The organism is Candidatus Tisiphia endosymbiont of Temnostethus pusillus, from assembly GCF_964264675.1.
Classification (GTDB): Bacteria; Pseudomonadota; Alphaproteobacteria; order Rickettsiales; family Rickettsiaceae; genus Tisiphia.
Genome location: NZ_OZ183472.1, coordinates 1590468 through 1606378, shown reverse-complemented (window position 1 = coordinate 1606378; position 15911 = coordinate 1590468). Strand labels below are relative to the sequence as shown.

General features: G+C 34.6%; 8 protein-coding genes and 1 pseudogene. 2 read left to right on the top strand and 7 right to left on the bottom strand.

The window, feature by feature from the left end; genetic code table 11:
• Positions 1-24 precede the first annotated feature (24 nt).
• Positions 25-4170: a DNA-directed RNA polymerase subunit beta' gene (rpoC, locus tag ACFEL2_RS07310; RefSeq protein ID WP_375331903.1), complete on the top strand. Its 4146-nt coding sequence runs from the start codon at positions 25-27 to the stop codon at positions 4168-4170.
• 863 nt (positions 4171-5033) lie between these two features.
• Here rpoC and ACFEL2_RS07305 read toward each other — a convergent pair.
• Together ACFEL2_RS07305 and ACFEL2_RS07300 are read right to left on the bottom strand one after the other, a co-directional pair.
• A pseudogene (locus ACFEL2_RS07305) lies at positions 5034-6590 on the bottom strand (methyltransferase regulatory domain-containing protein); the annotation flags it as partial.
• A 145-nt stretch (positions 6591-6735) separates the two neighbouring features.
• Complete coding sequence (locus ACFEL2_RS07300; protein ID WP_375331902.1) at positions 6736-7467, bottom strand: outer membrane protein; 732 nt, start codon at positions 7465-7467, stop codon at positions 6736-6738.
• A 191-nt stretch (positions 7468-7658) separates the two neighbouring features.
• On the opposite strand from ACFEL2_RS07300, the gene ACFEL2_RS07295 reads away from it, so the two are divergent.
• The gene (locus ACFEL2_RS07295) at positions 7659-8366 is read left to right on the top strand and encodes an HD domain-containing protein (RefSeq protein ID WP_375331901.1); all 708 of its coding nucleotides are present in this window, start codon (positions 7659-7661) and stop codon (positions 8364-8366) included.
• On the opposite strand, the gene ACFEL2_RS07290 is transcribed toward ACFEL2_RS07295, so the two are convergent.
• The 5 genes from ACFEL2_RS07290 to ACFEL2_RS07270 all read right to left on the bottom strand — a co-directional run bounded on the left by ACFEL2_RS07290 (position 8269) and on the right by ACFEL2_RS07270 (position 15787).
• Positions 8269-9648, bottom strand: a complete 1380-nt coding sequence (locus ACFEL2_RS07290; protein WP_375331900.1) for an MFS transporter — start codon at positions 9646-9648, stop codon at positions 8269-8271. The genes ACFEL2_RS07295 and ACFEL2_RS07290 overlap by 98 nt on opposite strands.
• Positions 9649-9654: 6 nt before the next feature.
• The gene (gene hisS / locus ACFEL2_RS07285; RefSeq protein WP_341751679.1) at positions 9655-10920 is read right to left on the bottom strand and encodes a histidine--tRNA ligase; all 1266 of its coding nucleotides are present in this window, start codon (positions 10918-10920) and stop codon (positions 9655-9657) included.
• Positions 10921-10925: 5 nt separating this feature from the next.
• Positions 10926-12320 carry an amino acid permease gene (locus ACFEL2_RS07280; protein WP_341751680.1) on the bottom strand — a complete coding sequence of 465 codons (1395 nt, stop codon included), beginning with the start codon at positions 12318-12320 and terminating at the stop codon, positions 10926-10928.
• Between the two features lie 288 nt (positions 12321-12608).
• Complete coding sequence (gene mnmA / locus ACFEL2_RS07275; RefSeq protein ID WP_341751681.1) at positions 12609-13706, bottom strand: tRNA 2-thiouridine(34) synthase MnmA; 1098 nt, start codon at positions 13704-13706, stop codon at positions 12609-12611.
• A gap of 350 nt (positions 13707-14056) precedes the next feature.
• Positions 14057-15787 (bottom strand): ABC transporter permease, encoded by a 1731-nt coding sequence (locus ACFEL2_RS07270; protein WP_375331899.1) that lies wholly within the window; start codon positions 15785-15787, stop codon positions 14057-14059.
• Between the last annotated feature and the right edge of the window lie 124 nt (positions 15788-15911).

Genomic DNA, 15911 nt, shown 5'->3' with positions numbered 1-15911 from the left:
AAAATTTTTTAAGGAAGAATCTTTATGACAACAGGGATGACAAATTTTTATGGACAATTAAGCAGTACTCAGCAATTTGATCAAATAAGAATTAATATTGCTAGTCCTGATCAAGTGCGTTCATGGTCTTTTGGTGAGGTAATGAAACCTGAGACAATAAATTACCGTACTTTCAAGCCAGAGAAAGAAGGATTATTTTGTGCTAGAATTTTTGGCCCCGTGAAGGACTATGAGTGTCTTTGTGGTAAATATAAACGTATGAAATATCGTGGTATCACTTGTGAGAAGTGTGGTGTTGAAGTTACTACATCTAGAGTCCGAAGAGAAAGAATGGGGCATATTGAGCTAGCAGCACCAGTTGCCCATATATGGTTCTTGAAATCTTTACCATCAAGGATTAGTACATTGCTAGATATGACTATGAAGGATCTAGAAAAAGTTCTATATTTTGAAAGTTATGTTGTTGTTGATCCTGGGTTATCTGCTCTGCAAAAGGGTGACCTTTTATCAGAAGACAGTTTGCAAAAGGCACAAGATGAGTACGGAGAAGATAGTTTTACTGCTTCTATTGGGGCTGAAGTTATTCAGCAGATGCTTACAGAACTTGACTTACCTGAATTAAAGAAGAGTTTGCAAGAAGATTTATTAAATACATCTTCAGAAGTTAAAAAGAAGAAGATTGTTAAAAGACTTAAGTTAGTTGAAGATTTTCTTGAATCTGAGAATAAGCCAGAATGGATGATTATGACTGTTCTGCCAGTTATCCCACCTGAAATTAGACCATTAGTTATGCTTGATGGAGGAAGGTTTGCAACTTCTGATCTTAACGAACTTTATAGAAGGGTTATTAATAGAAATAATAGATTAAAGAGACTACTTGAACTAAAAGCACCGGATATTATCATCAGAAATGAAAAAAGGATGTTACAAGAATCGGTCGATGCATTATTTGATAATGGTCGTCGTGGTAAAGTAGTGAAAAATACTAATAAACGTCCATTTAAGTCACTTAGTGATATGCTAAAAGGTAAACAAGGTCGTTTTCGTCAGAATTTGCTTGGTAAACGAGTGGATTATTCTGGTCGTTCTGTTATCGTTGTGGGACCAGAGCTTAAGTTACACCAATGTGGTTTACCAAAGACGATGGCGTTGGAATTATTCAAGCCATTTATTTATTCAAAGCTTGAATTATATGGAATTGCTACCACTATAAAAGCCGCTAAGAAAATGGTTGAAGCTGAGAAATCAGAAGTATGGGATATTTTAGAAGAAGTTATACGTGAACATCCAGTGTTGTTGAATAGAGCACCAACTTTGCATCGTTTAGGTATCCAAGCTTTTGAACCTTTACTGATAGAAGGGAAAGCTATCCAGCTACATCCTTTAGTCTGTGCTGCGTTCAATGCTGATTTTGATGGTGATCAGATGGCAGTGCATATCCCTCTTTCAATTGAAGCTCAGCTTGAGGCAAGAGTACTTATGATGTCAACAAACAACATATTGAGTCCGGCAAATGGTCGTCCGATTATCGTCCCTGATAAGGACATAGTACTAGGTCTTTATTATTTAACAATGGTTTTTGACAATGAACCTGGTGAAGGGATGAGTTTTGCTAGCATGTCGGAGATTGAACATGCTTTGTATAATAAGGTAATAACTATTCACTCAAAGATAAAATTTCGTCGCGATGTGCTTAATATTGAAGGGGAGGTTGTATCAACTATAGTGGATACTAGCTTTGGTAGGTTAATTATAGGAGAATTATTACCACGTAATCATAATGTTGGATTTAAGTTTGTAAATAAATCCATGACTAAAAAGGATATATCTGCGGTTATTGATTTGGTATATCGCCACTGTGGACAAAAGGCTACAGTGATCTTTGCTGATCAACTAATGAAACTTGGATTTAAATATGCTTGTTCCTCAGGCATTTCTTTTGGTATGGACGACATGGTTGTACCAAAATCAAAAGATAGCCATATTAATTCAACATTGACTGAGGTAAAAGAATTTGAACAACAATATTCTGATGGTCTAATTACTTACGGTGAAAAATACAATAAAGTGATTGATGCTTGGTCTAAATGTACGGATAAAGTAGCAAATGACATGATGAAAGAAATTGCTATGACACCTGTTAATAATAAGCCTAATCATCAGAAAGTAAATTCGATATATATGATGGCTACTTCGGGAGCAAGGGGATCAGCAGCACAGATTAAGCAATTAGCTGGTATGCGTGGTTTAATGGCTAAACCATCAGGTGAGATTATTGAAACCCCGATTATTTCTAATTTCCGAGAAGGTCTTACTGTCCTTGAATATTTTAATTCTACACATGGTGCACGTAAAGGTCTTGCAGATACAGCGTTGAAAACAGCTAATTCTGGGTATTTAACCCGTAGATTAGTTGATGTTGCTCAAGATTGTATAATTACTGATGAAGATTGTCAAACTACAAAAGGCATAGAAGTCAGAAGTATTATCGATGGTGGTGAAGTTATTGTATCGCTCGCAGAGCAAATTTTAGGCAGAACAGTTGCGATTAACGTATATCACCCAGTTACTAATGCATTATTACTATCAGCCGGTGAATTAATTAATGAAGCAAAATTAGAAGAAATCGAATCTTCTGGTTTGGATGTGGTAATGGTAAGATCTGTTCTAACATGTGAGGTTATTGATGGAATATGTGTAAGATGTTATGGTAGAGATCTAGCCACTGGTTCTTTAGTATCAGTTGGAGAAGCAATAGGAGTGATTGCTGCCCAGTCAATTGGTGAGCCAGGTACTCAGCTGACCATGAGAACTTTCCATATTGGAGGAGCTGCAACGAAAGGTGTTGAAATATCTTCAATAGAAGCCTCTCATGATGCAAAAGTGAAGATTTTAGGTCGTAATGTGGTTGTTGATTCTGAGGGACGTAAGATCGTAATGGGTCGTTCATGTGAGTTATTATTATTGGATGCTAATAATAATGAGAAAGCAAGGCATAAAGTAGCGTATGGTTCAAGATTAATAGCCGATGATTCAGATAAGGTAAAAAAAGGACAAAAATTAGTAGAGAGGGATCCGTACACTATTCCGATTATTACCGAGAAATCTGGAAAGGTTGTATTCAAGGATATGGTAGAAGGAGTGTCAATTCGTGATATCACTGATGAAGCAACTGGTATTTCTAGCAAAGTTATAATTGAATCAAAACAATATTCACGTGGAGCAGAGTTACGTCCTCGTATTCAATTAGTTGATGAGAATGGAGAAACTATTATGCTATCCAATGGTTTGGAGGCTAGATATTACATGCCAGTGAATGCTATTTTAAATGTTGAAGATGGTGCTAAGGTGTCAGTAGGTGATATTTTATCACGTATTCCAAGGGAGTCAACCAAAACAAAAGATATTACTGGTGGTCTTCCACGAGTAGCTGAACTTGTTGAGGCTAGACGTCCAAAAGATCATGCTGTTATTGCAGAAGTAGATGGTAGAGTTGAATTTGGCAAAGACTATAAGTCAAAAAGGCGTATTGTTATTCAGCCAAGTGATAACACTACAGCAATTGAGTATATGGTACCAAAGGGCAAACATGTTGTTGTTAATGAAGGTGATTTTGTAAAAAAAGGCGATATGTTAATTGATGGCAATCCAGTTCTACAGGATATTTTAAAGGTAATGGGAGTGGAAGCTCTTACAAGCTACATGGTGGGAGAAATCCAAGCGGTTTACCGTTTACAGGGCGTAAAAATTGACGATAAGCACATTGAGGTAATAATTCGTCAAATGTTACAAAAAGTAGAAGTAACCCATTCTGGGGATACGACATTAATGGTTGATGAGAAGATAGATTATCGTGAATTTGCCGAAATTAATAAAAAAGCTATAGATAATGGTTTAAGACCGGCTGAAGCCCAACCAATCCTACAAGGTATTACTAAGGCATCGCTGCAAACTAGATCATTTATTTCTGCTGCTTCTTTCCAAGAAACAACAAGAGTTCTAACGGAGTCTGCTATAGCTGGAAAAATTGATAAATTGCGTGGGTTGAAAGAAAATGTCATAGTTGGTAGATTAGTGCCAGCAGGAACAGGCTTTTACATGAATAGGATGCGTAAACTTGCAGCTAAATTGGACCAGGAAGAGGTCGATTATCAGAAAACTTTAGGATAGATTCTCTTTAATAAGGAGTGTACTCTTCTGCTTGGAAGAATTGTTTTTTGAAAATATCAAGGATTCGCGTATTCATGTACCTTATGTATACTGCTATGATTTCAAGGGCTGGGTAGACACGAAGGTCAACTTCAAGAAGAGCTAGGCAGTAGCAAAGTCGAGCAGCAGAGCGTACATGAGTAACGGAGCAGCACATATCTTTGATAACGACGACGCCAATTCTTGAAGTTCACCGAGTATACGCCTAGCGCATGCCTACTTCTCATTTTCAAATCCAATTTTCCAAATCATTTGAGGATGTTGCTATGATTTACACGAATTTGGGATAAGAATTGACAAATTCTTATCCCAAATTCGGTGAAATTATAGATTGCCTAGGGTCTCCTCGCTAATAGACGTTTTATAGACGCATATGTCTATTAGCGAGCGAACGTACGTGAGCGTGGCAATCCATGAAGCTTGTCATATCGAAACAATCAGATTTGAGACGACTCTGCATCTGATTGTTAAATTAATATTTTGCTAAAAATATGATTTCAATCTTTTAAAATCATGTTTTTAGCTTTAGAAAGGTTTAAAATGCATTCGCGTTAGCCGCTTTAAGAATGCATTTTTCCTTATATTAAAGCCAATTCGGGATAAGAATTAACTAATTCTTATCCCGAATGATACAACGCAATTCTTGATTTTCTATTCTAGAGTATACTGCTCGTAAATGAAGAGTTGGTAGACGAAGGTCAACTTCAAGAAGAGCTAGGCAGTAGCAAAGTCGAGCAGCGGAGCGTACATTAGTACGTGAGCAGCGGAGATCTTTAGACACGACAACGCCAATTCTTGAAGTTCACCGAGTATATATCTTATCTTTAAATCAGCAGAGCATTAGTCACGAATCTAGTTAGTGTAGGTTGCAAGAATGTTTCTAATTCTTTACTGACTTCATCAATATTATCTATTTTTTTACCGTCACGGCTTAATGTCATCTCACCAGAATTAACATGCTGCATGACAGATTCAATTATTTGCTTATTATCATGCTTACCGTCCATATATTGCAGAGCAAATTTTTCAAAAAGGTTAATAGCTACCACCTCATGTCTTTGGTTTGTTACCCACATATTGGGTGTATGAGCTACCTGATATGCGATCAGCTTTGATGCTTTAGGTTTATTAAGATCTACTTCTTTTCGAGTTGCCTGTAACGTTATATTAATATATCCTTGCAATACTAATTTCATGGCATTAGCTAAGAACTCAGCCTTTATTTCATTCAATTTTGTTCCATGTAATTTTTTATTGCTACTCACGGCAATTTTATCAAAACTCATTGGGTTATTGATATTCTCAGAGAAAGTATAGAGTATTGCTTTCATATAAGGAGAAGATGTTGATAAACTACTATCCTTATTACCATTATAAAAAAACTTCTCTGTTTCAAGTGAATTAAGATCTATATCAACAAGAGGCTTTTCTGGTACTATATTAAATGTCATATTAAATTTATTAATATCCTCATTATTGATAGATCTACTTAATTTAACACTATTATGGCAAAGTAAGGTTGATCTAAATCGACGATTGGTAATGAAATCCATATATTGTTCGGTTCTAACAATATCATTTATCGCTTGTAATTTTTCCACCACTTTTGCCGGCATATTTCCTAAATACATGCTAGCTATACTACAATCAGACAGATATTGTAGATTGTTTTTTTTAGCCTCATCCATAAATTCATGAAAATAATATTGTACATTATCTTCTTCTAGATGGTCATGACGCAAATAATGGTCATTTTGTTTGGCAAGCAAACTGGCTTCAGATTTTAACACTTGAGCATAAGGAGAGTCGGAAGTTTCCAAGCTATCCTTAACAAATTCAAGTAACAATCTAGATTGAGCAATTTTATCTTGAATATTATTAAATGTATTTGAGTGATAAAGCATCATATCTCTTATGGTACGAACCATATTCCAACCAGGTAGTGTATTATAACTAATATACGCGATTCCATTCTCTGATAAATTTTTACTACTTACTTCAAAAATCTTATCCTGAACAAATTTTGGTACCCAAGAGATTACTCCATGAGTAATTATGTAATCAAATTTACCAAATGATTCATCAATATCTGTAATAGAACAATGTCGGAATTCTATATTTTTAAGAGCTAATCCTTCTTTATGTTTATTAGCCTCATCTATTTGCACTTTAGATAGATCAACTCCAACAAAATGTGCTTTAGGATAATTAACAGCATGAGGTATTAAATTCCCGCCTGCAGCACATCCTAGCTCTAGAATTCGTGCAGTTTCAATTGCTGTTGGTTTCATCCCAAATAAAACAGCAAGTGTCTGTAGGTGATATGGATTGGTTAAGGCGTACGGATAACTTTCGTAAGGCACTTCATCGTATGTATTATGAGGTGCTGAGGTGAGTTCTAAATTAGTGGTCATATATTCTCCATAACGTAAAACAAAACAAGGATAACACCGTATTTTGTTGTCAATTCTTTAAATTTTTACTAGTATACACTAAAAAATTCAATACACTAATAGTCTTCTTGCATTAAATTGGTAACCTATAAGTAAACCCTATACCAAATTCTCCAACCCCTATGGTCTTTTTAATAGGAGGGGCTGGTATAAATTGCTGGGTTTTCATATCCAAAGTAGCATAGTTAATCTTTATTGAATGAGCAGCTTGTAATTTTACTGCTGCATCAATGCTAAAATTGCTAGATAACTCCTTAGAAAATCCAAGACCCACTTGCCAAGCAAAACAATTACTACGAGTTGTTTTAATTCTAAAATACTCTACATTCATTAAATCCCAACGAGAAGAAGCCGAGTTAACTTTTACCCGTGCCATCCCAGCACCTAATATAACAAAAGGAGTTATTTCCTGCACTTTATCGAGATCATATACTAAATTAATCATATATATATTGGAAATTACCTTAGTGATCCCTGGAGTTTGTGGTATAATTAGAGAGGGAGCTAGTTCTTTTTGTGGTAAAACATAATGTAGTCGGTATTTTGGTTGGTGTGTTACCGAAAGCTCAATTGCCATTTGCGGATAGAAGCTGTAACCAATCTTACCGCTATACATCTTAGACCTTTTTAAAGTAAAACCACTACCTGAACTATGACGGAACTTTTTCACTACTGGTTCTACTATACCAGCTTCAGTACCAATATAAAAAAATCTTTGATCAGCTGTAATCTCATCTGCCTGAGCATTCACAAAAACTACGAAACATATATAAGTTGTAAATAATATTTTTTGTAATTTAATCATTATAACTTTATACTTATTGAAAGCGTGGATTATATAATTATCTATAGGCAGGTCAATATAAAAAATTTTTTATTGTTGATTTTGGGAATTGGTATAAATATTTATCTTTTTCAAAAAAAATATAATAAATTCCTAGTAATATTCTAATTTTTAGTTTAACTTGTATAGTGATTTAAAATATTATGGTTCTTATGGAAGAAGATATTAATTATTGGGACAACTCAAAGTATGCACCTTGTCAATATGCTACTAGGTTACTGGACAAATTACGTAAGATGAATGAGGAAGTAAATAGGCCAATAGATATTGATGAGGTTATAAAGGCTATTTATTACGCCAAGAAATATCATGGCAGCCAAATGAGGCAGTCAGGCGAGCCTTATTACTCTCACCCAATAGAGGTAGCTTATATGATCTCTGATTATCTTTTCCGCACTGACATTATTGTTACCAGCATATTACACGACACCATCGAAGACACTACACTTACCGAAAAAATGATTGCCTATATTTTTGGAGAGCAGGTTGCTAGTCAAGTAGAAGCTTTAAGTAGGAACAAACCCCACGGCAAGATTAGCTCAGCGGAAATTATGGAAATCTTATATAGAAAAAAAAAATATGATGTGGCATTGATTAAATTATTTGATAGAAAGCATAATTTACAGACTATAGGAGTTAAATCGCCGGAGAAAATGAAGAAAATCATCAAGGAAACTATGGAAGAATTCATAATTATTGCTATGCATTTAAAAATACCAGCAATACTACAAAATTTAGTTGCATTATGTTATGAAAATTTATCTATACCACAGTTCGTCCAACATAATCTATATCAGATTTGTGTGGATAATTCTCAGCTTCTTTCTCCAATTTTTCAAAATGATATAAACCAACTATAAACCCTATAGTTGTTGGAAGTAATATTATTAATAACCCCCAATGACCAAAATATTCTACCAAATAAATAGCCCCAAAGGAAGTAATAACATACATTAAGGCACGTGATAAAGCAAATATAAGACTAACGGAGGTAAAGCGTTTAAAGACAGGAAAATGCTTATATGTAATCGCTGCGATAGGGGCATACGAAACAAAAAGGACAATAAATGATTGGATTAAAAATAAGTCAAAGGGAGTTCGAATATTATCTAATAAATATGGTAGGAACAATATGAATATAAAAAATACTGATGTTGTTACTTTAAGAATTTTTATAGGATAGATAATATAGCTTAAATATGCTAGTAAGCATATACCTAATAATTGTATTATAGAGACGGTAAAATTTTGATAAATAATTTGTTCAGCACTATAACCAAAAGAATTTTTGAGGATATTACCACAATAAATATAAAGAAAGTAAAAGCAGATTGGCCATATACAATTCATCAGAAACAACAGCAATAATGTTTTTGGGTTAGCTTTTTCGTTATAAATTGGATTACTTTCCACATGTTTTTTATCTATGCTTACCTTATTTGAAACATTATCTAAAATTCTTTTTAAATAACGTTTAGCATCGACAAATTCTGGCGTTTCCCTAAGATTTGTCCTAGCTACAACACCCACTAAAGCAATGCCAGCCCCCACCCAAAAAGCAATACGCCAATTAAAACCATTTCTAGTAACCAAACAGGCAATAGCTAAAGCAACCATTCCCCCTAAACTACTGGAAATTCCAATTAACGAAACAGCTGGATATTGTATAGGAGGTTTTGTTATTTCAGTAACATAGAGTTCTGCTCCTATTACTTCCCCCATAGAAGATATGCCCTGAACGATACGACATATAGTAACTAACCAAGCAGCAGTGACACCAATTTGTGCATAAGTGGGTAAATTAGCCATGGTAATACAAGAAATAGCCATCATAAAAGTTGTTATGATAACAGTGGATTTACGACCTATATTATCGCCTATCCAGCCAAATAACAAAGCTCCAATTGGTCGAGCAACAAATGTAGAACAAAAAGCAATGGCAGAAAGAAGAGAGGCAGTGTGAGGATCATATTTCGGAAAAAAAAGCTCATTAAGAAGTACTGCCATATGAACATAAAGCATCAGGTCAAAATATTCTAAGAACGTGCCAATTGAGAGTAATCCAATAGCTTCTTTCTGTTGTTTAGTTAGGGTGGTCTGAGTATATATAACCCTACCATCTGCTTGTACAAATTTGCTCATGTGTAATTATAATTTGTTTACATTAACTAATAATTCTACAATTTGTTCAAATTGCAATAAATATTCTTGTTCTTTATCAAGGTCTTTTAATTTGAAACTATTGCTCATTTGTTCATCATCGCCAACAAAAATGGCATATTTAGCTTTTTGTAGATTAGCTCGTATTATTCTTTTAGCTATTTTGCCGTTAGTATCTAAGGTAACAGGAATATTTTTTTGACGCAATTGATTTGTTAAAATTAAGCAATATTCTAAATTATTGTCGCTAATGGGAAAGACAAATACTGGTCTTGGTTTAGATATGTGGTACTCTCTCATTAGGCTAAGGCGTTCAATTCCAGCAGCAAAGCCAATGGCTTTTACTTCAGGACCTCCCATAAGTTTGCTCAGCCCATCATAACGACCACCAGCAAGAACTGTCGACTGACTACCAAACTGACTACCAAGGTTGCTAGTAGTAAACTCAAAAGCTGTATGACAATAATAGTCAAGTCCCCTTACTAATCTTGGATTAATGATATATTTTACATTGAGTAAATCTAAGTATTTTAGCAAATCGTCAAAATATTTTGCAGCATCACTACTATAATAGCATGACATTAGCGGACTATTTGCAACTATTTTTTTATCATGCTCATCTTTCGAATCTAATATACGCATTGGATTCTTGATAAGCCGCTTTTGGCTATCTTCTGATAATTCTGACTTATAATCATTGAAATATTCTACCAACTTTTGTTGGTAAACAGCACGAGTTGTAGTACAACCCAGTGAGTTTATTTCTAAAGTTGTATTTTGATCTATTTCTAAAGCTTGAAGGATATCTAATGCAAGCTTAATCGTTTCGGCATCGGTGCTAGGTCCTTCTCCACCAATATACTCAAAATTTATTTGATGGAACTGTCTTTGTCTTCCAGCTTGTGGTCGGTCGTAACGAAACACTGGACCGTTTGAAAAAAATTTAATAGGTAATGTTTGTTGCAGATTATTAGATATAAAAGCCCTGATAATGCCAGCCGTAAACTCCGGTCTAAGAGAGATATGATTACCACTTTTATCAAGAAAACTGTATATTTCCTTACTTATTACATCAGAAGTCTCTCCAAGTGTACGATCAAAGACTTTAGTATATTCAATTATAGGTGTACTTATGGCTTGATAACCATAAAGCCCACCTATATGTTTGGCTGTGTTTATTATGTAATCGTGAATCAGGTAATCCTCAGGTAGTAGGTCTTTCATACCACGTAAAGATTGTAATTTATCACTCATACAAATTAGACCTCTCGTTTTATGAAAAATGACCTAAAAATATATAGGACAAACATTGCCACAAACCAGTATATTAGCACTTTCCCGGCAGTCATTAAATTAAACTCACCATCAACTATTTGTATAACTAGTAAATATAGACAAGCTACTAAAACAAATGGTATCATGATAAATGCAGCAGGACATTTAAACGGTCTTGTTGCACCCGGCATTTTTATTCTAAATAACATAACTATTATAGCAACTGCCGTATAATCTATTAAAGCTCCCATAGATGATAGCTGAACAAGAATTGCAGTTGGACAAAATCCCCCTAATATAGCAGCAAGGGCAGAAAATAGTAAGATAGTAATATATGGACTATCATATTTAGGATGTAGTTTGGCAAAACTTTTAGGTAGTAACCCATCTCGGGCAATTACATAAAAGATACGAGACGTACCATAAATATTCATCATTAATACTGTGGTCATACCAGCGACAGCACCAGTAGCAACAATGGCAGAACCAATATTACTGTTATTTAGGCTCAGTGCATAAGCAAGTGGTTGATCATTATTAAGTTGATCAAAAGATGCTATGCCAGTAGCCAACCCAGCTATTATAACATATACTATTGTTGAAATTACCAGTGACCCAATAATTCCGATCATTAAATCTCGGTTAGGGTTTTTGCATTCTTCAGCTGTAGCGGCTATCGTACCAAAACCTGTCATAGCAATAAATAGGATAGACGCACCAACTAGCATATTATTAAAGCCGAAAGGTAAAAAATTCTGCCAATTTGTAGCATTAAAATGTGGTGTAGCATATATGATAAAAGCAAAGATAGCTGCCATTTTTATAAATACTAATATAGCATTGAGTCTTTTACTATCTTTTGTTCCTAAATATAAAATAAAAGAAATAAATACTACAATAAGAAAAGCTGGTAAATTTATCATGCCACCATTGGCGGGTACAGCAGTTAAAGCCTTAGGTAAATATATTCCGCCTGCTGACAATATTGCCTGAACATATCCAGACCAACCGGCTGCAACAGCACCAGCAGCAAAACCAAGTTCTAGTACAATGACGCTACCAATTAACCAAGCAAATATTTCCCCAAAAGCTACGTAAGCATAGGTATATACACTACCCGAAGTAGGTAACATTGTAGCAAGCTCTGTATATGCAAGGGCAACGAATATACATGTTATCCCGGCAATAGCATATGATAGCATGACGGCAGGACCAGAATATGTGGCAGCGACTATACCAGTCATTACAAATACACCTGTGCCTATTATAGCACCAAGCCCCAGTAGCACTAAGTCAAATGCTCCTAGGGTTTTGCTAAGACCACTAGTCTTACCTAGTTCTTTTATTGATTCAAAACTTTTTTTTGTTAAAAAGCTCATTAATTCCTCCGATTTTAAATAGTAGAAAACCCTAGAAGGGTGTATTACTACAGTTGTAGTATCGTATCACTAGACTATCAGTAGTAAAAACGATGTCACCTCTGCGTAGGTAGGGGGTCTAAAATAACCTGCAAAGGCTATTAAATATTATAGATTCCCGCCTACGCGGGGGAATGGCATACTAGTGATCCACGTGGGCAAAGCCTCGCAGGGACAACATTGTGAGTAACTACAACTGTAGTGCTAAGATTACTTATTTTATAAAAATAGACTTTTTTGAAATTGGATCTATACAATCTCTCTAGTAATCCATCCTCCTCCAAGGACTCGATCATTATCATATATGACACAAGCTTGACCAGGAGTTACAGCTTTCTCTGCAGAGATTAATTTTACTTTAATTTCTGTATTACTCATTTTACTAATCTTGGCAAAGGTAGCAGGACGAGTAGAGCGAATCTTAACTTGTACATCAATTTCCTCTTGTGCGACCATTTCTCTGCCTAGCCAATTAACATCCTTAATAGTAAATTCGGTAGAATCTAATACCGAATCTGGACCAACATATACAATTTTTGTATTAGGGTCAATTCTTACTACATAAAGTGGCTCATGAAAAGCTATTCCAAGCCCACGACGTTGACCTACAGTATAGTTTATTATACCATTATGTGTCCCAAGTTCAAAGCCATCTACATGGATTATTTTACCTTTCTCATTAGCGTTGGTTCGTATCTTGCTGATTACCTTCCTATAATCACCATCTGGCACAAAACAAATATCTTGGCTATCAGGCTTATCTGCGACGCCTAAATTAAATCTAGTAGCAATATTTCTTGTTTGCTCTTTACTTAATTCTCCCAAGGGAAAAGATAGATAATTTAGTTGTTCTAAGGTAGTTGCAAACAAAAAATAGCTTTGATCCTTGGTTATATCAATACCAGTATGTAATTCTGCCCCATCGATACCTTCGATTTTCCGCACGTAATGACCAGTAGCAAGACAGTCTGCCCCTAAATCTTTTGCTACTTTTAATAAGTCTTTAAATTTAACTGACTGATTACATTTTACGCAGGGCAGGGGGGTTTCGCCTCTAATATAACTATCAGCAAAGTCATCAATTACTGATTCTTTAAATTTAGACTCATAGTCTAAGATATAATGCGGAATGTTCAACTTATCTGCTACCATTCTTGCATCGTAAATATCCTGCCCAGCACAACAGGCATTTCTTTTCTTGGTAGCTATACCGTGATCATATAATTGTAAAGTTATACCAATGACTTTATGGCCTTGTTCATGGAGCATAGCAGCTACTACTGAGCTATCAACCCCACCAGACATTGCAACTACTATCGTAGATGGATTGTTTATTCTATTATTCATTGTATTGCTAGCCTAGCTAACCTGAATTCAATGTAACAAGTTACATCGAATTCAGGGATACATATAGAAACAATCAGGTTTGAAGCGGTTCTTCACCTGATTGTTAAATATTAATTTGCTAAAAACATGATTTTGAAAGATTAAAATTATTAGCTTTAGAAAGGCTTAAAATGCATTCGCAAAACCGCTTTAAGAATGCATTTTTCCTTATAACAAGCCAATTCGGGATAAGAATTAACTAATTCTTATCCCGAATTTAGGTTAGCTAAACGAAACATTACATTATAATAACTTTACAGTTAAATGCAATAGGCTTTTTTGAAATTTTTGGATATTCTAGATTCATAGAATTATATCTGAAATCTTTTAATAGAATACTCATTTAACGGTTGCCAAAATAAACGATTAAACAATACCACAAATAGAGCCATAATGCCCATACCTAAAACTATTTTATTAAAATCAGCCTTTATTGTCATTTCAGCTATATAACTTCCAATACCGCTTGCTGCTATTTTCCGATCGCCAAAATTAATAATTTCTGCCACGATACTAGCATTCCATGCCCCACCTGATGCAGTTATTGCTCCTGTTATAAAATATGGGGTAATTGCTGGTAACATTACTTTGAACCACCAATTCCAGCCACTGACTCTGAAAATTTTTGTGGCATCTTTAAGCTCATTGGGAATAGTTGATGCTCCTACTATAACATTAAATAATATATACCATTGAGCTCCCATAATCATCAAAGGACTAAGCCAAATATTAGGGTTTAAATCGTAACGAGTAATAATTATAAAGACAATTGGAAATAATAAGTTTGCTGGAAAAGCTGCAAAAAATTGTGCTAGTGGTTGTACAATAGCTGTTACTCTAGGATTTAGTCCAACATATATACCAATCGGTACCCATATAATTGCCGCAAGAATTATAAGTACTACCACACGTAACATAGTAATTGATGCTAAAACAAATACATTCAATAGCTCAGACCCACCAATATCGTAATGCAAGAAATGATATATGTAATAGGCTGAAAAACATGCTATGCCGCCCAGCATAGTATACCATAAATAATCGCTCCACGAAGGATTATTGGAAAAATTATTTGACGAACTTGAATTTATTTCGCTATAACGATTAAGTATGGGGAGATAAAGTATAAATTTTGCAATATAAGCAATAGGAGAGAATAATTTTTGAATAATCAAACTTCTTTGAAATAAATTTAATGCCCAAGAATATGGTGCATTGTTACCTGCATTCATTTCATAACGAAATCTATCAGACCATGCCACTAGAGGTCTAAGTAGCAATTGATCATATAATATAATCACCAGTGACATTGACATAATTGCTGAGCTAATTGCATAAAGATTTTTCTGCGTAATTGCTAAAGCAATATATGATCCTATTCCAGGCAAGGTTATATGGGTATTGCCAACTGTGATGACCTCTGAAGCTACTACGAAAAACCACCCACTAGATATTGATACTACAATATTCCAAACTAATCCTGGCACTGCATATGGAACGCTGACCTGCCAAAATTGTCTCCATTTTGACATTCTAAAAATATATGCTGCATCATGCAATTCTTGTGGGATATTCTTAAGCGAATAATAAAAACTAAATGTCATGTTCCAAACTTGCGATGTAAAAATGGCAAATATTGCTGCACATTCAGCTCCCATAATACTTGACGGGAAAAGAGCTAAAAAAACTGTAACTGTAAAAGAAATATATCCAAGAATAGGAAGAGATTGAAGAATATCTAGTAACGGAATTAATATTTGTTCACATTTCTTGCTTTTAACAGCTAGGCTGGTATAAATAAAAGTAAAAATTAATGAGACAATTACTGCAATTAGCATCCTCAAAAGCGTTCTAAGAGAATACTGCAAAAGATTACTATACTCTAGAGTTACTGGTTGTTGCTCTAATACAGCTATTGGTGCTGCCATCTGCTTTAAACCCCAAGCAATAAAGATAAGGATGCTAGCGATTATCAAAAATGTTAACAAATTGAAGATAAAATTGGACTGAGTTTTTTTTGAATATTTTATAAAATATCTCATTGAATTTAACCTTAACTTAAGCAGCTTCTACATAATTCCTACTTGCTATACACTGCCATGAATTGTAGCCTTCAGAAAAAAACTTGATTATCGAATTAAACATTTTTGAGTTAATTATATCTAA

Coding starts and splice junctions, on each gene's coding strand:
- rpoC (WP_375331903.1), top strand. CDS start 25: ATGACAACAGGGATGACAAATTTTTATGGACAATTAAGCAGTACTCAG.
- ACFEL2_RS07300 (WP_375331902.1), bottom strand. CDS start 7,467: ATGATTAAATTACAAAAAATATTATTTACAACTTATATATGTTTCGTA.
- ACFEL2_RS07295 (WP_375331901.1), top strand. CDS start 7,659: ATGGAAGAAGATATTAATTATTGGGACAACTCAAAGTATGCACCTTGT.
- ACFEL2_RS07290 (WP_375331900.1), bottom strand. CDS start 9,648: ATGAGCAAATTTGTACAAGCAGATGGTAGGGTTATATATACTCAGACC.
- hisS (WP_341751679.1), bottom strand. CDS start 10,920: ATGAGTGATAAATTACAATCTTTACGTGGTATGAAAGACCTACTACCT.
- ACFEL2_RS07280 (WP_341751680.1), bottom strand. CDS start 12,320: ATGAGCTTTTTAACAAAAAAAAGTTTTGAATCAATAAAAGAACTAGGT.
- mnmA (WP_341751681.1), bottom strand. CDS start 13,706: ATGAATAATAGAATAAACAATCCATCTACGATAGTAGTTGCAATGTCT.
- ACFEL2_RS07270 (WP_375331899.1), bottom strand. CDS start 15,787: ATGAGATATTTTATAAAATATTCAAAAAAAACTCAGTCCAATTTTATC.